The organism is Cutibacterium sp. LaCa_89, assembly GCF_058177555.1.
The window spans coordinates 737595-761114 of sequence record NZ_CP190889.1 but is presented as its reverse complement, the minus strand read 5'-3'; the positions used below and the strand labels follow the sequence as shown (position 1 = coordinate 761114).

21 protein-coding genes and 2 pseudogenes are annotated in these 23520 nt (G+C 64.0%); 12 read left to right on the top strand and 11 right to left on the bottom strand.

The window, feature by feature from the left end; genetic code table 11:
• Positions 1 to 190: 190 nt before the first annotated feature.
• Positions 191 to 1579 (top strand): PTS transporter subunit EIIC, encoded by a 1389-nt coding sequence (locus ACP8LP_RS03530; RefSeq protein ID WP_016667251.1) that lies wholly within the window; start codon positions 191 to 193, stop codon positions 1577 to 1579.
• 70 nt (positions 1580 to 1649) lie between these two features.
• Here the strand turns inward: ACP8LP_RS03530 and ACP8LP_RS03525 are convergent, their stop codons facing one another.
• Genes ACP8LP_RS03525 through ACP8LP_RS03515 form a run of 3 tightly spaced genes read right to left on the bottom strand, consistent with a single transcriptional unit; the run spans position 1650 to position 3822 of the window.
• On the bottom strand, positions 1650 to 2258 hold the full coding sequence (locus ACP8LP_RS03525; protein ID WP_016667250.1) for a DedA family protein: 609 nt from the start codon (positions 2256 to 2258) through the stop codon (positions 1650 to 1652).
• 23 nt (positions 2259 to 2281) lie between these two features.
• Positions 2282 to 3394, bottom strand: coding sequence for a glycosyltransferase (locus tag ACP8LP_RS03520; protein WP_036975842.1), 1113 nt, complete (start codon positions 3392 to 3394; stop codon positions 2282 to 2284).
• 5 nt (positions 3395 to 3399) lie between these two features.
• Complete coding sequence (locus tag ACP8LP_RS03515; RefSeq protein ID WP_016667248.1) at positions 3400 to 3822, bottom strand: RDD family protein; 423 nt, start codon at positions 3820 to 3822, stop codon at positions 3400 to 3402.
• A 112-nt stretch (positions 3823 to 3934) separates the two neighbouring features.
• Here ACP8LP_RS03515 and glnA (ACP8LP_RS03510) point away from each other — a divergent pair, with 112 nt between their 5' ends.
• A complete protein-coding gene (gene glnA / locus ACP8LP_RS03510; RefSeq protein ID WP_016667247.1) occupies positions 3935 to 5356 on the top strand; it encodes a type I glutamate--ammonia ligase in 1422 nt (473 codons plus the stop codon).
• Positions 5357 to 5470: 114 nt separating this feature from the next.
• On the opposite strand, the gene ACP8LP_RS03505 is transcribed toward glnA (ACP8LP_RS03510), so the two are convergent.
• The 3 genes from ACP8LP_RS03505 to ACP8LP_RS03495 form a co-directional block, all read right to left on the bottom strand.
• A complete protein-coding gene (locus tag ACP8LP_RS03505) occupies positions 5471 to 5878 on the bottom strand; it encodes a hypothetical protein (RefSeq protein WP_016667246.1) in 408 nt (135 codons plus the stop codon).
• Between the two features lie 242 nt (positions 5879 to 6120).
• Positions 6121 to 7170, bottom strand: coding sequence for a YdcF family protein (locus tag ACP8LP_RS03500; RefSeq protein ID WP_252906123.1), 1050 nt, complete (start codon positions 7168 to 7170; stop codon positions 6121 to 6123).
• A gap of 64 nt (positions 7171 to 7234) precedes the next feature.
• The gene (locus tag ACP8LP_RS03495) at positions 7235 to 7861 is read right to left on the bottom strand and encodes a hypothetical protein (protein ID WP_252932906.1); all 627 of its coding nucleotides are present in this window, start codon (positions 7859 to 7861) and stop codon (positions 7235 to 7237) included.
• Positions 7862 to 7883: 22 nt separating this feature from the next.
• On the opposite strand from ACP8LP_RS03495, the gene ACP8LP_RS03490 reads away from it, so the two are divergent.
• Positions 7884 to 9065, top strand: a complete 1182-nt coding sequence (locus tag ACP8LP_RS03490) for a Nif3-like dinuclear metal center hexameric protein (RefSeq protein WP_036975839.1) — start codon at positions 7884 to 7886, stop codon at positions 9063 to 9065.
• Between the two features lie 99 nt (positions 9066 to 9164).
• Entirely contained in the window at positions 9165 to 10391 is a 1227-nt protein-coding gene (locus tag ACP8LP_RS03485; RefSeq protein WP_036976525.1) for a threonine/serine exporter family protein, read from the top strand.
• Here ACP8LP_RS03485 and ACP8LP_RS03480 read toward each other — a convergent pair whose 3' ends face one another.
• Positions 10392 to 13343, bottom strand: a complete 2952-nt coding sequence (locus ACP8LP_RS03480) for a bifunctional [glutamine synthetase] adenylyltransferase/[glutamine synthetase]-adenylyl-L-tyrosine phosphorylase (protein ID WP_484483286.1) — start codon at positions 13341 to 13343, stop codon at positions 10392 to 10394.
• 129 nt (positions 13344 to 13472) lie between these two features.
• Between ACP8LP_RS03480 and ACP8LP_RS03475 the strand changes: the two genes are divergently transcribed.
• Positions 13473 to 14276: a sterol carrier family protein gene (locus ACP8LP_RS03475; protein WP_021108704.1), complete on the top strand. Its 804-nt coding sequence runs from the start codon at positions 13473 to 13475 to the stop codon at positions 14274 to 14276.
• 122 nt (positions 14277 to 14398) lie between these two features.
• Here ACP8LP_RS03475 and glnA (ACP8LP_RS03470) read toward each other — a convergent pair whose 3' ends face one another.
• Positions 14399 to 15700: a type I glutamate--ammonia ligase gene (gene glnA / locus ACP8LP_RS03470; protein ID WP_036902328.1), complete on the bottom strand. Its 1302-nt coding sequence runs from the start codon at positions 15698 to 15700 to the stop codon at positions 14399 to 14401.
• A gap of 104 nt (positions 15701 to 15804) precedes the next feature.
• Here glnA (ACP8LP_RS03470) and ACP8LP_RS03465 point away from each other — a divergent pair.
• Both ACP8LP_RS03465 and ACP8LP_RS03460 read left to right on the top strand, forming a co-directional pair.
• Positions 15805 to 15876: pseudogene (locus ACP8LP_RS03465) on the top strand (hypothetical protein); the annotation flags it as partial.
• Positions 15877 to 16272: 396 nt separating this feature from the next.
• On the top strand, positions 16273 to 16674 hold the full coding sequence (locus ACP8LP_RS03460; RefSeq protein ID WP_036910431.1) for a hypothetical protein: 402 nt from the start codon (positions 16273 to 16275) through the stop codon (positions 16672 to 16674).
• Between the two features lie 4 nt (positions 16675 to 16678).
• Here the strand turns inward: ACP8LP_RS03460 and ACP8LP_RS03455 are convergent, their stop codons facing one another.
• Entirely contained in the window at positions 16679 to 16873 is a 195-nt protein-coding gene (locus tag ACP8LP_RS03455; RefSeq protein ID WP_004811898.1) for a hypothetical protein, read from the bottom strand.
• 83 nt (positions 16874 to 16956) lie between these two features.
• Here ACP8LP_RS03455 and ACP8LP_RS03450 point away from each other — a divergent pair, with 83 nt between their 5' ends.
• The 3 genes from ACP8LP_RS03450 (at position 16957) to map (ending at position 19986) form a co-directional block, all read left to right on the top strand.
• Entirely contained in the window at positions 16957 to 18345 is a 1389-nt protein-coding gene (locus ACP8LP_RS03450; protein WP_138237591.1) for an FtsX-like permease family protein, read from the top strand.
• Complete coding sequence (locus ACP8LP_RS03445; RefSeq protein ID WP_016667237.1) at positions 18345 to 19055, top strand: ABC transporter ATP-binding protein; 711 nt, start codon at positions 18345 to 18347, stop codon at positions 19053 to 19055. Before ACP8LP_RS03450 ends, ACP8LP_RS03445 begins: the two co-directional genes overlap by 1 nt.
• Before the next feature lie 190 nt (positions 19056 to 19245).
• Complete coding sequence (map, locus tag ACP8LP_RS03440; protein ID WP_260320470.1) at positions 19246 to 19986, top strand: type I methionyl aminopeptidase; 741 nt, start codon at positions 19246 to 19248, stop codon at positions 19984 to 19986.
• A 6-nt stretch (positions 19987 to 19992) separates the two neighbouring features.
• Here the strand turns inward: map and ACP8LP_RS03435 are convergent, their stop codons facing one another.
• The gene (locus ACP8LP_RS03435; protein WP_036975832.1) at positions 19993 to 21777 is read right to left on the bottom strand and encodes a dipeptide ABC transporter ATP-binding protein; all 1785 of its coding nucleotides are present in this window, start codon (positions 21775 to 21777) and stop codon (positions 19993 to 19995) included.
• 35 nt (positions 21778 to 21812) lie between these two features.
• Complete coding sequence (locus tag ACP8LP_RS03430; RefSeq protein ID WP_138237589.1) at positions 21813 to 22193, bottom strand: hypothetical protein; 381 nt, start codon at positions 22191 to 22193, stop codon at positions 21813 to 21815.
• Between ACP8LP_RS03430 and ACP8LP_RS03425 the strand changes: the two are divergent.
• Both ACP8LP_RS03425 and ACP8LP_RS03420 read left to right on the top strand, forming a co-directional pair.
• Positions 22120 to 23289, top strand: a pseudogene (locus ACP8LP_RS03425) (carbon starvation CstA family protein); the annotation flags it as partial. The gene ACP8LP_RS03430 and the pseudogene ACP8LP_RS03425 overlap by 74 nt on opposite strands.
• On the top strand, positions 23286 to 23501 hold the full coding sequence (locus ACP8LP_RS03420) for a CstA-like transporter-associated (seleno)protein (protein ID WP_021105974.1): 216 nt from the start codon (positions 23286 to 23288) through the stop codon (positions 23499 to 23501). The pseudogene ACP8LP_RS03425 and the gene ACP8LP_RS03420, both read left to right, overlap by 4 nt.
• Positions 23502 to 23520 lie beyond the last annotated feature (19 nt).

Sequence of the window (23520 nt, the reverse complement as noted above, 5' to 3'; positions counted from 1 at the left end):
GGCTGACCACCGGTTGGGGGATCAACCCCGACCGGAATGTTCACGTTCACACATTCTGCGCACCCTCTTGTGATGGCAGTACCGGTGGCCTATACTTCCGCAAGTGGTCCATACCACCCCACGGACCACCTGATGCCGAACCGACGTGGGCGAAGGCGTCGGACATGAGAACTCACTGCGGAGGAACTCCATGGCGAAGGACGCTGTTGCCACCAGCACGAAGAAGAAACGGCAGATACCCGGGTTCTCCCAGATGCAACGCATCGGACGCTCCCTCATGCTGCCCATCGCATCCCTGCCGGTCGCGGCCCTGCTCATGCGATTCGGAGCGGCCGACGTGCTGGGCGCGGACGGCGTGGCCAAGCACGCATCCTGGATGCAGCCAGTCGCTGACGTACTCGCCGGCGCCGGTGGCGCGATCTTCGACAACCTGCCCCTCATCTTCGCTCTCGGTGTGGCCGTCGGATACGCCAAGAAGGCCGACGGTTCCACTGCTCTGGCAGCCCTTATCGGCTACCTGACCTTCACCGGAGCGGGGACCTCGGTCAAGACCCAGGGTGGCGTCCTGCACGCACTGGCCCCGTACTTCGCCAAGGACACCGGAGTCATCAACTACGGCGTCCTCGGCGGCATCGTCATCGGCATCATCGCTGCCAAGATGTACGAGAAGTACCGCCGCACCAAGCTGCCGACCTACCTGGCCTTCTTCGGTGGACGTCGCTTCGTGCCGATCGTCACCGCTGCGGCCTCGGTGGTCGCCGGTGTGGTCATGGCCCTCATCTACCCTGCCTTCGACTGGCTGTTCAACAAGCAGGTCGGCGGATTCATCATGGCCCACGGGTCGAACCCGGCCACCGGATTCGTCTTCGGCACCATCAACCGTCTGCTCATCCCCTTCGGCCTGCACCACCTACTCAACTCCTTGCCGTGGTTCCAGCTCGGTAACTGCACCAACGCTGCTGGCGAGACCCTGCACGGCGACATCACCTGCTTCTTCAGCGGCACGGCCGGCACCAATGCCTGGACTGGCTCCTTCATGACCGGCTTCTTCCCTATCATGATGTTTGCCCTGCCCGGTGCTGCCCTGGCCATTTACCACACCGCCAAGCCGGAGCGTAAGAAGATCACCGGTGGCGTCATGCTCTCGGTCGGCCTGACCGCCTTCCTCACCGGTATCACCGAGCCCCTCGAGTACGCCTTCGCCTACGTGGCCTTCCCGCTGTACCTCGTGCACGCCCTGCTCACCGGTTCCTCCCTGGCCCTGTGCAACGCCCTGGGCATCAAGGACGGGTTCGGATTCTCGGCCGGTCTGACCGACTACATCATCAACTTCGGACGAGCTGCTGAACTGTCCGGCGGTGCAGGAAAGGTCCTGCTGCTCATCCTCATAGGTCTCGTCTATGCCGTCATCTACTACGTGGTGTTCCGATTCGTCATCACGAAGTGGAATCTGCGCACCCCCGGCCGCGAGGAGGAGGGGGACGAGTCCAACGCCGGGGCCAGCGTCTTCGACGAGGCTCAGCTCGCCGCCAACAAGTCCACCGGCAAGGAGAACGCCCAGAAGGAGGGCCGGGCCTGATCCCACCCCTCCCCACCTCGTGACGACGCCCCCGGCACAAGCAAGCCGGGGGCGTCGTCCGCAATTGCCCTCAGTCGTTCTGCGGAGCGGGCACCACTCGTCGCAGAACCTGGTCCAGGATGACGCCGATGACAATTGCACCGATGATCCCGACCGTCGCGGCGAGGATGTGGTTGTTGCCTAGGAAACTTGCCGCGCCGGCACCAATCCCAGTGGCATATCCAGCCCACAGGACCCCGGCCAACGCGTCGACGGGGAGGAAGACGCGATAGGAAAAGCGAGTGGCCCCCGCCATGGCGTTGACGATGACACGTCCGCCAGGAATGTACCGGGCGACCAGGATGCACAGCGGCCCGCGCACCAGCAACTGGTGAGTGGCCCAGGCGACGGTCCTCTGCCGTTTCGGTCCACCGGTGAAAAGCTTGGTGTGGCCGAGCTGATGCCCAATCCAGTATGCGATGTTGTCCCCACACAGTGCGCCGAAGGCCGCCACCGGGATGATGAGCCACCACGGCGGGTGTCCTACTGCTGCCAGGGCGACGACGAGGGATTCGCTGGGGACGGGTGGGAAGAACCCATCGATGACGCACAGTCCCCCCAACGCCGCAACGACCCAGGGGTGGGAGGCATTGGCCGCGATGACGCCGTTGACGCTCGCCATCCATGCGGTCAGATCCATACCTGCCAGTCTTCCACCCAGGCTCAACCGGTCGTCACATGGCTGGAGATCGCCTGTCGGTAGACCGCCTCCAATTGATCGACGACGGGCCCGGCCGCAAATCGGGAGCGGGCCTGCCATGCGATCGCCGCTCGGTCCCACGACCGACCAAGCACCTGTTGCAGGCCATCTGCCAACGCGTCGACGTCCCCCACCGGGACGACCATGCCGTTGCTGTCGTCGATGAACTCCTGCGGACCACCACACGCCGTCGTCAGAACTGGTAGGCCTGACGCCAACGCTTCGGCGCAGACCACCCCGAAGGTCTCGGAGTGGGAGGCCAGGGCGAAGGCGTCGGCACCAGCGAGTTCTTCCGCGATGCGCTCGCGCGGCTGGGTACCCAGCAGAACGATATTCGGGTTATTGGCAGCGATGGTCTCCAACGGCCTCCGTTGTGGTCCGTCCCCGATGATGCGCAGCTGAACTCCGGGCACCTGCTCGACGGCATGGGCCAGCTCGACCATTCCCTTGCCTGGGTTGAGAGTGGCGACGCTGACCACCACCGTTCCCTCATGACGACGGGCAGGACGGTCAAAGAGATCGACGTCGACGATGTTGGGAATCACCGTCGAGGTGATCCCATGCCCTGCCAGCCGCGAACTCAGCCCCTGGGAGACACTGACGACCGCGTCGGCCCTGTCTCCGGCAACCGAGATGTCCTCGGTCAGGCGCCGATCAGGATTCGCCAGGTGGGAGTCATGCTCGGTCCACACCAGTGGCTCCGGACACTCAGCACGGGTCGCAGCGGCCGCGAATCGCGCAAAATGAGCATGGATGACGTCGGGGGTTCCCCACTCGGAGGTCACGGTTCGATGAAGTCGTCGCGCAGCCCAGGCGTGAACACGATGATCAGTCCGCGCGGAAACGGCCCCCACCGGGACATCCAGTCTCACCACCGTGATGCCGTCATCGCGTTCCACGGCGTGCTCGACACGAGTTCCGAACTTCCGCCAGTGCCGGGCCGAACGTGCGTCGAGGACGGCCAGTACCACCTCATGGGCCTGTTGTCGCAGCGCCACCGCCTGGTCGTACTCGAAGATCCCACGTAGCGGAGCTTCCGGGCTCGGGGTCCCCCGAGCCAAAACCATGACGCGCATATCTCTCACTTGCGATTGACGACGACGGTGCCCAGCACGAGATCGTCGAGACCTCGCCTTTCTGCACCGATGACGAGGGCCGGGATGACGAGGCACTTCATCGCTGTGCGGGCGGCTGCTCGCCACCATCCGATGGGGCCGAGGCCATCGAGTCGGACCACGGCCACTCGGGCGACGATCTGGCCGAAGGATCCGCCTGCCATCGCGGTGAAGAGAACCGACTCGACGAAGAAGACCGCCATCGGCATCCACATCTTCCAGCCTCCACCGCGGATCACTGTCGGCCCGACGATGGCACTGGCCAGCACCATGGATGCTCCCCAGTCAATGATGAGAGCACCAATGCGCTTGCCCCAACTCGCCAGCGATCCGCGCCCTTCCGGAGGCAGCCCGATCGAGGTGCCTGGCGCTGCCTCGGTTCCACTCACCCTGGGGATCCTACCGGTAGCACCTGTTACACGCTCGAAACACAACGGTGACGGCTGAGCAACCCGCACGAACTACCGTGAACACATCACCAGCCGTGTTGATGGAGGAAAGATGTTCGAAGGTCCCGACGACCTGCTCGCCTATGTCAAGAAGGAAGGCATCGAGATGATCGATGTCCGCTTCTGCGACCTCATCGGTGTCATGCAGCACTTCACCGTCCCCGCCCGAGAGTTCGACAAGGACCAGTACGAGAACGGTCTGGCCTTCGACGGATCCTCCATCCGGGGCTTCCAGAAGATCAACGAGTCGGACATGGCCCTGCTACCTGACCCGACGACCGCCTGGATCGACCCGTTCCGCGAGCGCAAGACGCTCATCGTGAACTTCAACGTCCACGACCCGATCACCAAGGAGGCCTACAGTCGCGACCCGCGCAACATCGCGCTCAAGGCCGAGGCGTACCTCGCTTCCACCGGCATCGGCGACACTGCCTTCTTCGCCCCCGAGGCCGAGTTCTACGTCTTCGACGACATTCGCTTCGACACTCGCCAGAACACCTCGTACTACTCCATCGACTCCGAGGCTGGTGCCTGGAACACCGGACGCACTGAGGACGGCGGCAACCGTGGTTACAAGGTGAAGTACAAGGGCGGTTACTTCCCGGTGGCCCCCACCGACCACTTCGGTGATCTGCGTGACGAGATCGTCACCATCATGGAGGGCCTCGACATGAAGGTCGAGCGGGCCCACCACGAGGTCGGCACCGCTGGCCAGGCCGAGATCAACTGGCGCTTCAACACCCTGTCCCGCGCAGCTGATGACGTCATGAAGTTCAAGTACATCGTCAAGAATGTTGCCTGGCAGCACGGCAAGACGGCGACCTTCATGCCGAAACCGATCTTTGGTGACAACGGTTCGGGCATGCACGTCCACTCCTCGCTGTGGAAGAACGGCGATCCTCTCTTCTTTGACGAGTCCGGCTACGCACAGCTGTCCGACATGGCTCGTTACTACATCGGCGGCATCCTCAAGCACGCCCCGTCGCTGCTGGCCTTCACCAACCCGTCGGCCAACTCCTACCACCGTCTCGTTCCGGGCTTCGAGGCCCCGGTCAACCTGGTGTACTCGCAGCGCAACCGCTCCGCCTGCATGCGTATCCCGATCACCGGCCCGAACCCGAAGGCCAAGCGTGTCGAGTTCCGCTGCCCTGACCCCTCGGCCAACCCGTACATGGCCTTCGCCGCCCTGCTGCTCGCGGGTCTGGACGGCATTCAGAACAAGATCGAGCCGCCGGCCCCGGTCGACAAGGACATCTACGAGCTGCCTCCGGAAGAGCACGCTGTCATGGATCAGGTCCCGGGCAGCCTTGGTGCCGTCCTCGACAATCTCGAGGCCGACCATGAGTTCCTGCTTGCCGGTGACGTGTTCACCCCGGACCTCATCGAGACCTGGATTGAGCTCAAGCGTGGCGACCTGGCTGCCCTGCAGCAGCGTCCGCATCCCTACGAGTTCGACCTGTACTACGACATCTGAGTCGACCTGACGTGATCCCGTGACGAGGGGACGACTTCGGTCGTCCCCTCGTCACGTCGTGGAGAATTGGGCCCGATACACGAAGAGCGTGCGAATCGTGGGGCGCGGTTCTTTTCAGTCCAGAAACCGCACGGTCCCCTGAGGGATCGGGATGGCGTCAGAACCATTCGGCCCAGTCGAGGATTCATCTGTCAGTGCGTGGACGTCGCCCAGGTCCAGACAGCCCTCGAGGATGGCCGTCGTCGTCCCTACCGTTGCGACGAGCCGTCGTGCTCCGCGGTGCTCACAGTCACCATTGCTATGCCAGGACAGTTCCCAGCCCGAGACCTTTCCGGGAGCCAGCCGTCTCGGTATGGACTTGGAGTCACCAAGCTTCCACGCCACCGGCACGAACTCTCCTGTCTCGGTGGCCTGTTGAAGTTTCGGCATGGCGGGCAGGCTCATCGTCGACGTGCCGCAGTTACGGATCATGAGCCGGGTCACTCGTGCTCCCAGCGCCGCCCCGACGTCGTCAAACCCCATTGCCACTTTCTCGCCCTGCCGACACGTCAGCGCGCCCCCACCGCCGCCAACGCTGGTCACCCATTGTGGGGATGTGCTGGGCTGAGGTCGACTGGTGTGAGGTCGAGGATGGGGGGAATACTTCGGCGTCGAGGTCATCGACGAGGTCGGTACGACAGCCTCGGGGACCGCCGGGATCGGTCGTGAGCACCCCGATGCCACAGCCGTGGCTGCAACCGCCACCGCAAGCACACGACAGACCTTCATCCGAACACCCCTGCCACGATCGGCCAGAAGGCCGCCACGAGAATCATCATAATGCCGTTGATCCATGGCCGTGACATCAACAGCGCGATGTACTCTCGCAGCATCGCGCTGGGCAAGAAGTAGGTGGCCGTCGGGGCCCCGAGGACCCGAGCTCGCACGCCTTGACGACGACACAACTCAGCCGCACGCACAGCGTGATAGGAGCTCGTCGCAACGACCACGGGGGGATTGTGGCTCTGACGTGACGCAATCGTGCGACGCACTGACGTCGAAGCCACCTCGGCTGGCATGAGCTCTCGACTCAATGAAATGTTTTCGTCCGTATTTGCTGCCTTGTCCTCCACAACAATGCATTCGCCAGGAATACCATGCTCGATGAGATAATTGGCCATGGCCTCTCCCTCGGCACGGGGCTCGTCCTCCCCTTTTCCACCGGAAGGAATAATCACGGAGTGAAATCCGGCGGCGTCGTCGGTACGCCACTGGTCAATACTGCGATCCAGCCTGTTGGCCAGCAGTCTGGGGACCTTTCCATGGACGAGAGCAGACCCGAGGACGATGATCTGATGCTCTCCCGGCAGTGGCTTGGCACGATGGACAGCCAGAACCGACGCCAGGTATCCGAGAAAACCAAAAGACAGCCATCCCAAAACCATTGTCAGCGAAATACCCACCACAGCCCATGGTTCAAACGGGGAGAAAAGCCCCTTCACACACCACACCATGAGTACCAGTAGCCCCACACCGAGGAGACCAGACAGGACGTTGGAAAGGGATCCACCCTCCTTACGCCGCATCTCAATGCCGTTGGCAATGAGCACGAATGGCACAACGGCAGTTCCGATGGCGGCAAGAACCACAAGGGTTATGACAACACCCAGACCCAGGACGGGGACGGTACCTGCAACAATTCCGACAGCAGTGAGTCCCGCCAGCCCAAGGCCGACAGCCAACACGATTCCATTCGTCCAGGCGCCGGGGCGTCGTTCCAACAACCAGGCATAGCAGGCGAAGATCGCCACGCATACGGCCAGACCGATGATCATCCTTCATCCCTTGAGCGTCGAGGTATCGTGCCCGCCGCGTCATTGCGGTGGCAGAGGAAAGGCATCATCCTGACCAGACGACCGATCCGTGCACTGGTTGGGGAGATTCCAGCTGTTCGGGATTCTCGGCTTCCCCGGGCTTCGGCGTGGCCGATCGCTTCACCGTGGGGATGAAGCATCCTTCGCCGCTCACGACCCCGCCGGCAATCTCAACCGACATCACCTGGCTGTGGGAACCACAACCACCTTGTCCAGGCCATGACAAGGTGACCTTGCGCCCCATTCCGCTAAGCAATTCTCCCGGGACGACACCGCGCAATTCCCATGCGACCTTGACGGGCGAGCCTGCGGACGTCACCTTGATCGTCGGCACGGCAGGCAGGGTCAACGGTTTCTCGGTGCAGTTCCGGACGATCAGCTCGACAGAGTTACCCGCGTCCCCTGTCTTCATCGAAGACATCTCGAGGACCGGGGTCGACCCCTTGCACGTCGGCATGGCCGGAGTACTGGCACCAGAAGCACCTTTTGACGGTCTCGGCCGCACCGGCTGGGGCGGAACGGAATTGACGATCGGAGTCGCCCCGGGCTGGTTCGCCATGTCGGCGACGGTCGGAGTCTTCTCGGCGCACCCTGCTGCGGCCACGGCGGCAGCCAGGCACACAAACATCATCACTGGTCGGCGAACGGTCATACCCTCAAGCTACCGTGAACCCATGGCAGCTGATACATCCCACACCGCCATCCCCTCACCCGCCGACGACCTCGTCACCGTCGGTCGGGTCCGCGACATCCTCGATGAGTGGTACCCGCCCTCCCTGGCGGAGTCGTGGGATGCCCCGGGTCTGGTGTGCGGTGACCCTGATGACACCGTCAATCACATCGTGTGCGCTCTGGAAGCCACCGACGACGTCGTCGACGCCGCGATCGCAGCACACGCGGACATGCTCGTCGTCCACCACCCACTTCTCATGCGTGGGGTCAGCTCGGTGGCAGCCGACACCGCCAAGGGACGCATCATTCACCAGCTCATCCGTCATCGCATTGCCCTCATGAGTGCCCACACCAATGCCGACGCCGCGGTCGGTGGTGTCAATGACGTCCTCGCGAGGCTCCTGGACGTCGTCGTCGAGCGTCCCCTCGAACCCGTCACCCAAGCCGTGGATCTGTGGGGAGTCCAGGTGCCCCTCGGCTCCTCGGAGGCGCTTCGCAATGCCCTCTTCGATGCCGGGGCCGGGCGGTTCGACGGTTACGACAAGTGTAGTTTCGAGACCGTCGGGCGCGGCCAGTTCCGACCTCTCGATGGCTCCCATCCCACCATCGGCACAGCCCATGAGGTGGAGACCGTTGAGGAAGCGCGCATTCACGTCGTCGCCCCGTCCTGGGCACGCTCCGCGGTGCGGTCGGCTCTCGTCGCCGCCCATCCCTACGAGGTGCCCGCCTACGACGTGACGACCATTGACTCGGGGGCGCGCCCCGGCCCCACCACCCCGGGTATCGGTCGTGTCGGCCATCTCGACGAACCGATGACACTGCGGTCCTTCACCCGGCGAGTCTCCGAACGACTCCCCCGTACCGTCTGGGGAGTGCGGGCTGCTGGCGACCCGGACCAACCGGTCAACACCGTCGCGCTGTGCTCCGGAGCAGGAGATTCCCTGCTGGATGCCGCAGCAGCCAGCAATGCCGACGTCTACCTCACCAGTGACCTGCGCCATCATCCTGCCGACGAGCATCTTCGGGCCGGCGGACCAGCCCTCGTCGACACGGCTCACTGGGCATCCGAATCACCCTGGTGTGCTGACGTGGCCCACCGACTTCACGAGGAACTCGGTCTGCCCTGCCGAGATCTGGGCATCCGAACCGACCCGTGGACCCTCGGAGCTGCAGTGGCACAATAGCAGGACGTGACAAGCACTGATTCCGTGAATTCCGACGACGACCTGCGCCACGACCACGAATTCGTCAACGACACCGAGGCGGTCATCCGTCTGGGATCAATGCTGCTGTCGTCGGGTACCGGGTCCTATCGGGTGAAGAGGGCCATGACGGACACAGGGGATGCCCTCGGTATGGACCGCCTCGACGCCACCGTCGGTCTCACCGAGATCACGGTCACCGCGCACCGGGGCGACAACTTCCGCACCGTGGCCCGGGAGGTGTACCGAGTGCGCGTCGACTCCTCTCGGATATCCGCTCTCGAGGAGCTTGCCCACAACCTTCCCGAGGGGATGACAGGCCGCGATGTCGAGGCCAGACTCGACAACATCTCCCGGACCGTCCGCCCACAGTGGAAGGAATGGCAGACCATTCTCGCCGGTGGTTTTGCCTGCGCCGGATTCGCCATCCTCAACAAGTTCTCGCTGGCCGACTCACTCGTCGTGCTGCTGGCGGCAAGTGCCGGCCAGTTCGTACGTGGTCGACTCAACCGTCGCTGGCTCAACCAGTTCGGTGTCGCGGCGCTCGCATCTGCAGCGGCCTGTCTCATCTACCTGGTGGTCGCCGACCTCCTCACGAACACTGGGCTTCACACGATCCACGGCCCCGGATACGTGGCCTCTCTGCTCTTCCTGGTACCTGGTTTTCCGATGATTACCTCCATCCTCGACATGGTCCGGATGGACTTCACGGCGGGTCTGAGCCGCGCAATGTACTCGATTGGTCTCATCCTTGCCGCGACGTTGTCGGCCTGGGTGTTCTCGGTTGCTACCGGGCTGTTACCACTGCCCGCGCAGACGGTGCTGCCGAATCCCTGGGCGTGGCTGGCTTACGCCGCAGCGACGGCATGTGGGGTCGCCGGATTCGCCGTCATATTCAACTCGTCGCCGCGGATGCTGGCATGGGCAGTCGCTCTGGGAGTGGTGGGAAATCTCTGCCGCCTGGCCCTGGTTGGTGCCAACCTGCCAGCGCAGTTGGCAGCCGGGGTCGGCGGCCTCGCGATCGGATTCCTGGCCAGCCCGTTGTCGGTCAGGACTAAGCTGCCCCGCATCACCCTGACGGTCCCCGCCTGCGTCATCATGGTGCCCGGTGCCTCCATGTACCGCACTGTGTACTGGCTCAACGCCCAGGACATGGCGAAGGCGCTGACCTTCGGTGCCGACGCCGTTCTCACCCTGGTCCTCATCGCCTGCGGATTGGCGGTGGCCCGGATGTGCACCGACCCGGCGTGGGCACACAACCTCCCCATTCCCAGCCCACACGCCTTCAAGTTCTCCGAGAAGGACTGATCACTGGTTCCAGAAGACGGCATCGACCACCTTGGAGGCACGTCGCCCGTGCCGCAGATGGTCCTCAATCAACTGCTCAGATGCCCCACGACCCATCCCGAGGGCCCGGGCAATGACGTCGAGATCAATTGAGTCGGAGGGTATGACGTCACTGGGACGGCCCCGCACCACCATGATCACATTGCGCAGCCGGCTGGCAGCTAACCAGGAATCGCGCAGCTCCTGGTGCTGTTCCTCGTCGACGTGACCGGCTGCCAGGGCAGCGTCGAGAGCCTCGATCGTCGAGGTCGTGCGCAGAGCAGGCTCCTTGCCGGCATGCTGCAACTGAATGACCTGGGCAGTCCATTCGATGTCGGACAGGCCTCCGGGCCCGAGCTTGAGATGACGCCGGGGATCGACACCGCGCGGAATCCGCTCGGACTCCATTCGTGCCTTGAGTTTGCGAATCTCGGCCAACTGACCGGCCGTCAGGCCGTCGGCCGGGTAGCGCAGGTTGTCGACGCACTCGAGCAGCGCGGTCGTCAGGTCTCGATCACCGGCCCCGTGGTTCGCCCGCAAGAGGGCCTGGGACTCCCAGGTGCTCGACCATTTCCCGTAGTACTTGCGATAACTCTCCAGGCTGCGCACCATCGGGCCCGATCGCCCTTCCGGACGCAGGTCGGCATCCAAGATCAGCGCGGGATCGGCACCGTTCCTGCCGAGCAGATTCCGCAGCTTGGTGACGATGCGCAATGCCTTCTCCCCGGCACCTGGTCCGTCACCGACGACGAAGAGACAGTCGGCGTCAGAACCGTAGGACAGCTCCTGGCCGCCCCATCGTCCCATCGCGACGATGCCAATTGGCGGGGCGTCCTCAACCCCGCGCGACACTGCGGACAGCGCAGCGTCGATCGTCGCTCCCGTCAGGTCGGTGAGGGCCCGGCCGATGCGCAACGTGCCGGTGACATTGAGGATGTTCGCGACGAGGATCCGAAACAGTTCACGACGCCGCACCGCACGGATCGCCCCGACCGCCTCCTCGACGTCGCGGTGCCTCCTGGCGACGGCGTTCATCTGGCGGGTGAGGTCGTCGCGGTCCAGCGGAGTCAGGTCGTCGTCGACGAGGACCTGGACGGTCTCGGGGGCTCGGGTGAGGACGTCGACGGCATATCTCGACGTCGACAGCACCGTTGCCAGCCGCTGGGCCATGGCCCCCTCGTCACGCATCGCGCGCAGGTACCAGGGAGACTCCCCCAACGCCTCGGAGACCTGGCGGAAGGCCAGTAAACCATTGTCGGGGCTGGGGCCGTCGGCCAGCCAGGCGAGCATGGCCGGCATGAGAGCGGTCTGGATACGCACTGCTCGGCTGGTGCCGCTGGTGAGGGCCTCGATGTGACGCAGGCCGGCGGCCTCGTCGTGGAATCCCAGCGCCCCGAGCCGAACCTTGGCCGCCTCCGGACCCATCCGCAGATCCTCGGTGGGGATGCGAGCCACAGCCTCGACCACGGGCGAGTAGAACACTTGGCCATGAGCCCGCAGGACGGCCTTCGAGGTCGCCGTCCACACACCTCGCACCTCGTCGGGGGTGTGCAGACCCACTGCCCGTGCCAGCCTGCGCAAGCCTGGCTCGTCGTCGGGAAGGAGGTGGGTACGACGCAACCGGAACATCTGCACCCGATGTTCCATCACTCGTTGCAGTCGGTACGCCTCCTCGAGACGTTCGGCCGCACCTCGGGAGATATAACCGCCAGCGGCCAACGCGCGCAGGGCCGGCAGAGTGGCTCGTACCCGCAGCGACTCGTCCTGGCGTCCGTGAACCAGTTGCAGCAACTGGGCGGTGAATTCGACGTCTCGCAACCCCCCGGCACCCAGCTTGATCTCACGGCCCTTCTCCTTGGTGGCGATGTGGCAGACGACCCGGGTTCGCATAGCGCGGGTTTCCGGGACGAAGCCCTCCGCCTCTCCCACCTGCCACACCATGGGTGAGACCATCTCGACAAATCTCTGCCCCAAATCAAGGTCGCCGGCCATCGGACGAGCCTTAAGGAGGGCCTGGAACTCCCAGTTCTTCGCCCACTTCTCGTAGTAGGTGCGCATCGAGTCCATGGTTCGCACCAGGGGTCCGGCATTGCCCTCAGGACGCAGCGCAGCGTCGACCTGCCAGATGGACCCTGCCCCGGAGTGGGCCGAACAGATCCGCGCCACCGAGGCTGCCAATTTCGTGGCAATGTCGACAGCCCGAGCCGCTGAAACGTCCTCCCGGGCCGGCTCGGCAACATGGACGACGTCGACGTCAGAGATGTAGTTGAGTTCCTGAGCCCCGCACTTTCCCATTGCGATGACGGCGAGCCGTGCGTCGGCATGATCCGGACAGTCTGCGCGGGTCAGGGCCAGGGCAGCGGCGACGACGGCGTCGGCAAGGTCTGCCAGTTCTCCCGCGATGTCCTCGACGACCTCGGTCGGATCGTCCGCGCCGACATCTCGGGAAGCGATCCGCACCAGATGACGCCGATTGGCCAGCCTCAGCCGATCCGCTGCCGGGCCGGTGGGCCTCTCGGCCACCAGGAACTCACCATCCTCATGAGCTCCGACGACCTCGAGCAGGTCGTTGCGAATCTCGTCACGGCTGCGACGCACGGGATCGTGGGCGATCTCGGCCAGGTCGTCGGGATGGGCGACGAGGTGACGGCCCAGCTCGCTGGAGGCGCCCAGGAGCCGAACGAGCCGGCATGCCGAGTCGTCGTCATCAAGGAGGCCGACGACAAGCTGTGGGGATCTCTGTGAGAGATCTGCCAAGGTGTCGAGGGCCAGATCAGGGTCACACGACATTTCCAGGTGATGTTCCCACCCGGCCAGTCTGCTTGGGTCAGCCCCGATCGTCTCTGCAATCCGCTGATGGTGGGCCAGGGCCGCTTCAGTGTCCATCACTCCCAGCCGCAGTAGGTCCACCGTGACGCTCGACTTGCGATCCACTGTGACCACCCCCTCGACGGCACATTAGCCGACGAGGGCCACCGACGTGTTGCTCAGTCGTCACGTCGGTGTCGAATGGGTGTACGGTCCCAGCAACTAGTTTCCCCTAGTGTTCTTGAGGTGACGATTATGGCGGCACGCGCAGAACGCGGCGTGAGGCGGTTGGCGACGACATGGGGGGCCACCGCTCGCTCGTTGCTGCCCCCGGCCAGGAGCACCACCCTCGGGTCGGCCGATACACGGTTGTGGGGACGCCACCACATCGCCCACCTCATGGTCATCCTCACCGACACCCTGCAGACCGTCACCGCCCCGACGACGATCAGGCCGATGACCCTCGCCAGGGTGATCGATGAGCGCAGCAAGGCGACCGGGACCCTGGCGGCGATCGGCCACGAGGTCATCGCCGATGACACTGCCACCCGTCTGGCCAGCCAGGCGCAGCGTCTCCTCAGCGAGGTCGAGTCGGTCCTGCTGGCCACTCCTGGCCCCTCGGCGACGGTGGAATCCCTCATCGGTCCGGTTCGCATGACTGATCACCTTCGGGCAACCCTGCTCGCCATGGTGGCCATGGGTCTCCACGACGGCGTCGACGTTCCGTCGCCAGCCATCACTGAGAGCTGCCGGACACTATCGGCCATCCTTGACGATGCCCATGGCGGACGCACCATCGAACTGCGGGTGCCGCCCGCATGTGCAGTCCAGCTGGCAGCCACCGAGTCAGGACCCAGCCATCACCGTGGCACCCCGCCCAATGTGGCCGAGATGGATCCCGTCACCTTCCTGCAGCTGGCCACCGGCTTCTCCTCCTGGGAGGAGATGCGCGAGGCGGGATGGGTCCAGGCGTCTGGATCCCACGTCGACGACGTCGCCAACCTTCTGCCCGTGGTGGACATGGCCGGAGCCCTCCGCGAGATCCTCGCCGAGGACTGATCGGCTGGACCCGATCACCACGATCATCGGGCTCGACCCCTTGTGTCCCCGGCAAGGCAGCGATGGTGCTTTGACACAGTTAGCTTGCACCAGTGGCCTCGGGGACTTGACCGGTCAACCGCTCACAGATGGGGAAGGTAACGATCCAACTCGAACTGGCTGACCTGCCGGTTGTATTCCTCGAACTCCGCCCGCTTGTTGCGCAGGAAGAAGTCGTAGACGTGCTCACCGAGGGTCTCGGCCACCAACTCCGACTCCTCCATGCACCGGATGGCGGCACCCAGGCTCTGCGGCAGGCGTTTGATACCGAGAGCGTGACGTTCCCGGGCCGACAGCTGCCACACGTCGTCGGAGGCCTCCTCGGGCAGCGGCAGCTCCTTCTCGATGCCGTCCAGACCAGCGGCCAGCACCAAAGAGTAGGCCAGGTACGGGTTGGCAGCCGAGTCGATGGAACGCAGTTCCACCCGAGCTGACGAGGCCTTGTCCGGCTTGTACATCGGTATCCGGACGAGGGCCGAGCGGTTGTTGCGACCCCAGCAGATGTAGTTGGGGGCCTCCCCCCCGCCCGAGAGCCGTCGATACGAGTTCACCCACTGATTCGTGACGGCGGTGATCTCCGGAGCGTGGTGAAGCAGGCCCGCCACGAAGTGCTTGGCCACCGGCGACATGCGGAACTCGTCAGCCACGTCGTAGAAGGCATTGGTGTCGCCCTCGAACAGGGAGACGTGGGCGTGCATTCCCGATCCGGCGTGGTTGGTGAAGGGCTTGGGCATGAAGGTGGCTTTGATGCCCTTGAGGGAGGCGATCTCCCGAATGACCACGCGGAAGGTCATGATGTTGTCGGCCATCGTCAACGCATCGGCGTAACGCAGGTCGATCTCGTGCTGGCCGGGAGCGGCCTCGTGGTGGCTGAACTCCACCGAGATACCCATCTGCTCCAAGACGTTGATGGCGTCACGACGGAAATCGGTACCCGCCCCCAGGGTGGTGTGGTCGAAATAGCCGCCATTGTCGAGGGAGACAGGTGCTCCACCGGGCTGGTGTTCCTCCTTGAGCAGGTAGAACTCGATCTCCGGATGCACGTAGAAGGTGAACCCCATGTCAGCGGCCCGGGCCATCGTCTTCTTGAGGACGTGACGCGGATCTGCTGCCGAGGCCGTGCCGTCGGGATTGGTGATATCGCAGAACATCCGAGCGGTGCCGGTGCCCGAGCGCCACGGCAGCACCTGGAAGGTGGCCGGGTCAGGATGGGCCACCATGTCTGCCTCGTAGACGCGGGCGTAACCCTCAATAGCCGAACCGTCGAAACCGACGCCTTCGGCAAAAGCACCCTCGACCTCAGCGGGGGCGATCGCGACGGACTTGAGTGATCCCAGGACGTCGGTGAACCACAGCCTCACGAAACGAATATTGCGTTCCTCCATGGAACGCAGGACAAAATCAGTCTGCCTGCTCACCCTTCCAGTGTGCATGGCGCGTGTTTCGAGTGAGTAACAAGCGCCCTGGATCACCTCGGTAGACTGCCGACATGGCTTCGGGTCCTCAGGCAGGGTGGTATCCAGATCCCGACGACACACCGGACCGCTATCGCTGGTTCGACGGCGAGCGCTGGACGGACCGTACCGCCACCTCCCCAGAGCCTTCTCCACAGCGAGGCGGAAAGGGTCCTCGTGGCAACAACGGCGGCCACGGTTCCGGATGGGTGTGGGCGATCATCGCCGTGGTGCTCATCGTCGCCGTCATCGCTGCTCTCGGCCTGCGCCAGCGCACCGCATCCGATCACCACGCGGAACCCGATCTCAACTCCTCCTCGCCGACCGTCTCTGCCTGGAACGAGAAATCGAGCACCCCGTCGGCCAGTTCATCGGCCGTCAGGTGCCCGCAAGGCCAGCGTCCCGGCAACCTGGACACCGCTGACGACCGGTTGCATGGCGGTGGCGTCTCGGTGGAATCCATTCCCAACTGGCGCCGCCAGAACCTCACCTTGCCGTGGGTGATGGGTCAGTCGGCTCAGATTGACGACGTCTACCCCGGGTGGATGAGTGTGTCAGGAGTGGGTGGTCTGCCGGTCGCGGAAGGATTCTCCGATCCGCAGACCGCGGCATCGATGATGATGTCCTGCTTCGCCAGCTCCGACTACTACATGGGCTACACCGGCGAGAAGGAGATTCGCTCGGAGGCCCTCACCGTTGACGGGCATCCTGCCTGGTGGAAGCGCAGCGAGATCTACGTGACGCTGCCCAACCTGCCGAAGGTGCGTGGCGACGTCGTCGACGTCGTCGTGGTCAACACCGGGCAGACGGATTTCCTCGGGATGTACTTCAACTCCGCCACGATCGGGGACTCAGCACGTCAGGCCCTCGTCGACCACGCGCGCGAATCCCTCAAGGTGGACTGACGGCTCAGTCGTCGTCCTCCTCGTCATTGAAACGAGGATCGTTCTCCCAGAAGTCGTTGCGCGCGGCCACCGTGTCAAGAGCCTCCGCCGCTGACTGAGGAGACGGGTACGGGCCAAGGTGATCGGCCGCCTTGCAGTCATCGGCAGTCTCGACGGTGTGGTGTTTGAGACACCAGAAGTATTCGGTCTTGTCAGCCATGTGATCCCCTCCAGTATCGTGACTCACATCCTAGATGTCAGTGATCGTCCCGTTTTTCCATCCGCGCTGTGAAACCCTGAACCATGACTCTCAAGATCGCCGTCAACTCCGTCATTCGGGGCGCATCCTCCTGGCTCTCCCTCATTGTCGCCTCGGTCGTGCTCATGGTGGTGGTCACCCTGAGCATCGGTTTAATAGTCGCCGGGGTGGCTGCCGGCGGCGACGCGCAGCAGGCCTACGCGTCCATGGGCGGGGTGGCCCTGGGATTCACGGTGTTGACCGGATTTGCCTCCTTCCGACTGGTCGTGGGCACCTGTGTGCGCCTGCAACGACGTGACGTCGCCTTGTGGCAGATCGTCGGTGTGCTGCCACGGACTGCACGCTTGATCCTCATTGTCGAGATCCTCCTCGTCACGGCCCTATCCGCACTGCTTGGTGCGCTTGTCTCGGAGGCCGTGTGGCCGTGGTACGCCGACTTCGTGGCCACCAGCGGGCTGCCTCGCAGTGATGTGCTGACCCATCCGATTCCCGTCGTGGCGATGATCACGGGAGTCGCGACGACGGCCGTCGTCAGTCTGATGTCTGGTCTGGGCTCGGCGCGACAGATCGCACGGGCTGACGTCGTCACTGCAGTCCGCCCATCGGAGACGACACAGTCCTCACCGCGTCATTCCCGCGTCCTCTTCGTGGTCGTCACAGTGCTTCTCATCGCGGGAACCGTGACCCTGTACTTCACGATTGGCCACGTCAGTCCAGTCACCGACGCAGACGACCTCGTCGGAGTCCTCTCCGCGTATCCGGGGATGGGGCTCCTCGTCTGTCTGGTTTTCGCAATGATCTGCGGGCCGGTCGTCCGTGGCCTTGTCGCGCTCATCAGAGCCATTGGCCTCGGCGGCACCCCCGGATTCCTGGCGAGCCGTGAGGCAGCGGCCAGGCCGCGATTGACCCAAGCCCTCGTCATGCCCATCAGTCTGGCAGCAGCCGCGATCGGAATGATGACGAGCTGGATCCACCTGGTGACGACGGTGATGGCAGCCCGCGCCCCCGGATCCGGATCGGTGTCGGCCCCGCCACGCCAGATGGCCTTGTTGCTGGGGGGTCCGGTCATTGTCGCCTGCGTGTGCGCGTCCGCCATCGTGCTGGCCACTTCATCACACCGCCGCGAGGACAATGCCCTGTTGCTGGTGTCAGGATCGACGCCGGGTCTGGTACGCGCCAAGACCGTCCTGGAGGCCTTGGTGTACGCAGCCGTCTGCCTGGTGTGTTCCTATACCATTGTCACGGTCAACGACCTGGCCATGGCGGCTGCGCTGTCGGCAGGACCGGTCCCCGATGTCAGGGCCACGCCACCTGGGTGGTCGGCCTGTGCAGTGGTCGGCTTTGGGTTCACCCTCACCTTGATCCTCCTTCTCGTCGTCACCCGCAGTGGCATGCGGAAGGACCCCATCACCATCGTCATGGGAGGCCGTTGATGTCGCCGTTGATCAGTGCTGTCGGGGTACGCAAAGGTTTTGGAAAAGGATCCCAGCGGATCGAAGTGCTCAAGGGGGTCGATCTCGAGGTTGATCCTGGCGAGTTCGTTGCCATCGTCGGGTCCTCGGGGGCAGGCAAGTCGACGCTGCTGTATTGCTTGTGCGGTCTCCTCGCCGCCGATGGCGGGAGTATCACCCTGGCCGGCAACGACCTCGGTCCGGCTAGTCGTTCTGAACTCGCACGGATACGACGCGATCACGTCGGGGTTATCTTCCAGGACCTCAACCTCATCAGTTCCCTCAACGTCCGTGACAACGTCCGCCTGCCTGCGCGACTGGCAGGGATGAGGCCGCGCCGACGTGATGTCATGCACGCCCTGGAGACCGTCGGGCTGGCCGCCTGCGCCGACAAGTACCCGAACCACCTGTCCGGCGGACAGCGTCAACGGGTGGCGATAGCGCGGTCCCTGGTCCGGGCTCCCCAAGTGCTCTTCGCTGACGAGCCGACCGGGTCTCTCGACGTCGCCTCTCGGGAGACCGTCCTCGATCTGCTTCGCGAGACCGTGACCGACAGCACCTCTTTGGTCATGATCACCCATGATCTGGACATCGCAGCCACCGCAGATCGCGTCATCATTCTCGCGAATGGTCGTCATGACCGGGTCCTGACCCACCCGACCGCCGAGGAACTCTTCGAGACCATGCACTGATCCGGACCGTTGCACATCGGCACACGCACGTGAACCAATCCGGCGCCTTGACACTGACGACCTAGACTAGGCCGACGTGAGTGCCATCAAGCCGTATCCCCAGAGCCCTCGTCGCCACGTTCCCGGCAGCATTGCTCGCCCTCCCTATGTCGGTTTGGGAGACGTCCCGGAGACCTACGACGGTTCCCACGTGCAGACTCCCGAGACGATTGCCGCCATGGAGGAAGCCGGTCGGATCGCGTGCGGCGCCATGCACGAGGCCGGCAAGGCTGTGGCACCTGGAGTCACCACCGACGAGCTCGACCGCATCGCTCACGAGTACATGTGCGATCACGGCGCCTACCCGTCGACCCTCGACTACCGCAACTACCCCAAGTCCTGCTGCACCAGCGTCAACGAGGTCATCTGCCACGGCATCCCGGACGCTCGCCCGCTGGAGGACGGCGACATCGTCAAAATCGACGTCACCGCCTACAAGAACGGCGTGCACGGCGACAATTGCTACACCTTCCCGTGCGGCAACGTCGATCAGGAGTCCCTCGACCTCATCAAGCGCACCGAGGAGTCCATGAACCGGGCCATCAAGGCCGTCAAGCCTGGTCGTTCGATCTCCATTATCGGACGCATCATCGAGAACTACGCCAAGCGATTCGGGTACGGCGTGGTGCGCGACTACACCGGGCACGGGGTCCACAGTGCCTTCCACTCCGGCCTTGTCGTCTTCCATTACGACGAGCCGCGTTACGACGTCACCCTCGAGGAGGGCATGACGCTGACCATCGAGCCGATGCTCACTCTCGGTGACCAGTCCAATCATCAGTGGGACGACGGCTGGACGGTCCTCACCAACGATGGTTCACGGTGTGCCCAGTTCGAGCAAACCCTCGTCATCGAGAAGGGCGGGGCGCGCATCATCACGACCCTGGACTGACAGGCCTCACCGTTGAACGACCACCCGGGCTCGGCGGGTTCGCTGTATCGCCGGGTCAGGAATGGGAACGGCACTCACCAGAGCACGGGTGTATTCCTCCCGCGGATGCGAAAGCACCTCCGTCGTCGGTCCTTCCTCGACGATGCGACCTTTGCTGAGCACCACTGTTCGGGCTGCAATCTGCTCGATGACCGCAAGATCATGCGAGACGAACAAGCACGCAAACCCCAGTTCAGCTTGCAGACCCGTCAGGAGCCTGAGCACCTTGGCCTGCACCGACACATCGAGCGCGCTGGTAGGTTCATCGGCAACCACCAGCCGGGGGTCCAGGGCCAGGGCACGAGCGATAGCAACCCGCTGACGCTGACCACCGCTCATTTGATGTGGGTACCGATCAGCCATCGATTCCGGCAGCTCCACCTGCTCGAGGAGTTGACGCACCCGGGCGCGCCTCCGCGACGAGTCGAGGGGGGAATGCAGCATCAAGGGTTCAGCAATTGACGCACCGACAGTGCGCCTGGGATTAAGGGCCGAGGCCGGATTCTGATACACGACTCCGGTGTTACGCCGGACGGGGAGCATCGCACGCCGAGAGGCCCCGGCGACCTCGACCCCAGCCACTCGCACCGACCCGGAGGTCACCGGCACCAACCCTGTGAGGGTGCCAGCGATCGTGGATTTTCCCGACCCGGACTCCCCCACGAGTCCCAGAACCTCCCCCGGCGCGATGGCCAGACTCACGCCGCGGACCGCGTGCACAGACTTGCGTCGTCGCGCACGGTGGACGACGTCGAGGTCGGTAACCTCAACTAGTGGTGGGTCCAGCTCTCGGCTCGTCGCGTCAGGGATCGCCGGGCCGACGACCTCAACGGTTCCCGGCTCATCACTGGTTTCAGACCTAGCGGCGCTCGCCCCGTCGGGATTGGTTTGCGGATCATGGAGTTCTCGTAGCGCATCGAGTTGGGGAACGGCGTCGAGGAGCTGGCGGGTGTAGGAGTGTTGCGGATCGTTGAAGATCGCGTCGACACTGCCCCGCTCGATGATGTGGCCTTTTCTCATGACGGCAACCTCGTCGGCGATGTCGGCCACGACGGCCATGTCATGCGTGATGAGCAGCACCGCCATGCCTTCATCGGTCAGCTGACGCAGGAGGTCGAGGATCCCGGCCTGCACTGTGACATCAAGGGCCGTGGTGGGCTCGTCAGCGATGATCACCCTCGGATTGCATGCCAAGGCCAGGGCCATGCATGCTCGCTGCAACTGGCCTCCGGACAGCTGATGCGGGTAGGAGGCAGCGATCCGCTCTACGTCCGGCAGCCCGACGCGGCCCAGGAGCTTATGTACTCGGTCGCGAATTCGAGAACGCGACCGATCCTCGTCAGAGTGGGTCCTGATGACTTCACGGATCTGAGCGCCGATGGTCAGAAGAGGGTCAAGCGCACTGGAGGGCTCCTGAAAGATGGTGCCGACCAACCGACCTCGCACACCCTCGAGCACCGACCTATCAGCCCCAACCAGTTCCACGGCTGCCTCGCCGGCGTTTCTGCCCGGTTCATCTCGGCTCAGGAGAACCGATCCCGTGACCGTGGCGGCCTGGGGCAGCAAGCCGAGGCTGCCCAGGGCTGTCACGGATTTCCCCGATCCCGACTCGCCCACCAAAGCCAGTACTCGTCCAGACACCAGGTCCAGATCGACTCCCTCCGAGGCCGCCACCGGCGACCCGGAGAATCTCACCGTGACATCTCGCAGGCTCAGGACTGCGTCTAGCCGCCGATCCTGCTGTGCGGTCACCCGGGTAGGAGCGTCTTTCCGTCGGGGTTGGCCCCTCACTTCTGCACTCCCACGACGAGGTAGTTCAGGTAAGCCGGGAAGGGATCGACGAAGAAACCACTCACACCTGATCCGTGCAGGAAGGCATTGCGCCGGAACACCAACGGAACGACGGGAACGTCCTGGGCGATGCGTCGATCAATGTTCGCCCATTTCTCCTTGGCCTCATCCATCGGTAGGGCGGCCGCTTCGGCGAGCATCCGATCCACCTCGGCATTGTGGTAGCGGCCAAGGTTGAAGCCGCCTGATCCGATCTCACTGGAGGCAAAAAGCGGCTGCAAATTGGCATTGGCCGACGGATAGTCGGGATTCCACGCGACAATCTCCTCGGGCACCACCCCGAAACTCATCGAGAAGGAGTCCCAGGCCCGCCTCATCGGTTACGGCGGCATGCTCATGGAATCCTTCGTCGCGATCATGGCTCTGGTTGCTGCCCTGTCAGTGGACCGTGGCATCTACTTCGCCATGAACTCCCCCGCCGGGGCGACGGGCAGCACCGTCCAGAGCGCAGTGGCCTACGTCAACTCACTCGGTTTGTCCGGTGTGCACACCGACGCCAACGCCCTGACGACGACGGCCAAACTTGTCGGCGAGACGTCAATCATCAGCCGTACCGGTGGCGCACCAACCCTCGCCGTGGGCCTCGCGACGATCATGCATCAGCTCTTCGGTGGTCAGGCCATGATGAGCTTCTGGTACCACTTCGCGATCATGTTCGAGGCGCTGTTCATCCTCACCTCGGTCGACGCGGGAACTCGCGTCGCCCGGTTCATGCTCTCGGACGCCCTGGGCAACTTCTGGCCCCGCCTCACGGACCACTCCTGGAAGGTCGGATCCTGGCTCACCACCGCGATCATGGTTGCCGGTTGGGGATCGATTCTGCTCATGGGTGTCAATGACCCGCTGGGCGGCATCAACACCCTCTTCCCGCTGTTCGGCATCGCGAACCAGTTGTTGGCGGCCGTCGCCCTGTCGATCTGCCTGGTGGTCTTCGCCCGAGCTGGTCACAAATGGCGGTTGCTCATCATCTTCGTGCCGATGCTCTTCACCGCCGTCATCACGGTGTACGGATCCTGGCTGAAGATCTTCTCCCCCGACCCGAAGATCGGTTACTGGGCCAACCACATGACGTACAAGCGGGCCATCGCCGCTGGCAAGACCTCGCTGGGCCAGGCCAAGGACATCGACGAGATGCGCACCGTCGTCGGCAACACCGCTATTCAGGGGACGATGTCGATCATCTTCGTCGTCTGTGCCCTCATCGTCATGATCGCGGCCTGCATCCGCACCGTTCAGGCGCTGCGAGGCCACAACATCATCAACACCGAGGATCCGGCCAAGCCGTCGCACCTCTTCGCCCCCAGTGGCCTCGTCGCCAGCAAGGCCGAGAAAGATCTTCAGGCCGAGTGGGACGAGTTCTACGAGACCCATCGCGAGCTTGACCTGGAGCACGTTCACAAGGAACACGCGTGAGCGCCGCACCACGGCATCTGCCCACCGATCCACTGTGGCGACGATGGTGGTCGTCACTGCGGTGGTGGGTGCGCGGGGTCACGGAAGCTGACGCCTACGACAACTACCTCGAGTGGTGTCGACGCACGGGTCATGAGCCGATGCCGGAGAAGGCGTTCTGGCGCGACCAGTGCGACCGTCAGGACCGCAACCCCCAGGCACGATGCTGCTGATCCTTACCACCGGGCCTTC

What these genes read in the sequence shown, in the direction of transcription:
- ACP8LP_RS03530 (WP_016667251.1), top strand. Translation starts at nt 191, where the DNA reads ATGGCGAAGGACGCTGTTGCCACCAGCACGAAGAAGAAACGGCAGATA.
- ACP8LP_RS03525 (WP_016667250.1), bottom strand. Translation starts at nt 2,258, where the DNA reads ATGGATCTGACCGCATGGATGGCGAGCGTCAACGGCGTCATCGCGGCC.
- ACP8LP_RS03520 (WP_036975842.1), bottom strand. Translation starts at nt 3,394, where the DNA reads ATGCGCGTCATGGTTTTGGCTCGGGGGACCCCGAGCCCGGAAGCTCCG.
- glnA (WP_016667247.1), top strand. Translation starts at nt 3,935, where the DNA reads ATGTTCGAAGGTCCCGACGACCTGCTCGCCTATGTCAAGAAGGAAGGC.
- ACP8LP_RS03505 (WP_016667246.1), bottom strand. Translation starts at nt 5,878, where the DNA reads ATGGGGTTTGACGACGTCGGGGCGGCGCTGGGAGCACGAGTGACCCGG.
- ACP8LP_RS03500 (WP_252906123.1), bottom strand. Translation starts at nt 7,170, where the DNA reads ATGATCATCGGTCTGGCCGTATGCGTGGCGATCTTCGCCTGCTATGCC.
- ACP8LP_RS03495 (WP_252932906.1), bottom strand. Translation starts at nt 7,861, where the DNA reads ATGACCGTTCGCCGACCAGTGATGATGTTTGTGTGCCTGGCTGCCGCC.
- ACP8LP_RS03490 (WP_036975839.1), top strand. Translation starts at nt 7,884, where the DNA reads ATGGCAGCTGATACATCCCACACCGCCATCCCCTCACCCGCCGACGAC.
- ACP8LP_RS03485 (WP_036976525.1), top strand. Translation starts at nt 9,165, where the DNA reads ATGCTGCTGTCGTCGGGTACCGGGTCCTATCGGGTGAAGAGGGCCATG.
- ACP8LP_RS03475 (WP_021108704.1), top strand. Translation starts at nt 13,473, where the DNA reads ATGGCGGCACGCGCAGAACGCGGCGTGAGGCGGTTGGCGACGACATGG.
- glnA (WP_036902328.1), bottom strand. Translation starts at nt 15,700, where the DNA reads ATGGAGGAACGCAATATTCGTTTCGTGAGGCTGTGGTTCACCGACGTC.
- ACP8LP_RS03460 (WP_036910431.1), top strand. Translation starts at nt 16,273, where the DNA reads ATGGGTCAGTCGGCTCAGATTGACGACGTCTACCCCGGGTGGATGAGT.
- ACP8LP_RS03455 (WP_004811898.1), bottom strand. Translation starts at nt 16,873, where the DNA reads ATGGCTGACAAGACCGAATACTTCTGGTGTCTCAAACACCACACCGTC.
- ACP8LP_RS03450 (WP_138237591.1), top strand. Translation starts at nt 16,957, where the DNA reads ATGACTCTCAAGATCGCCGTCAACTCCGTCATTCGGGGCGCATCCTCC.
- ACP8LP_RS03445 (WP_016667237.1), top strand. Translation starts at nt 18,345, where the DNA reads ATGTCGCCGTTGATCAGTGCTGTCGGGGTACGCAAAGGTTTTGGAAAA.
- ACP8LP_RS03430 (WP_138237589.1), bottom strand. Translation starts at nt 22,193, where the DNA reads ATGAGGCGGGCCTGGGACTCCTTCTCGATGAGTTTCGGGGTGGTGCCC.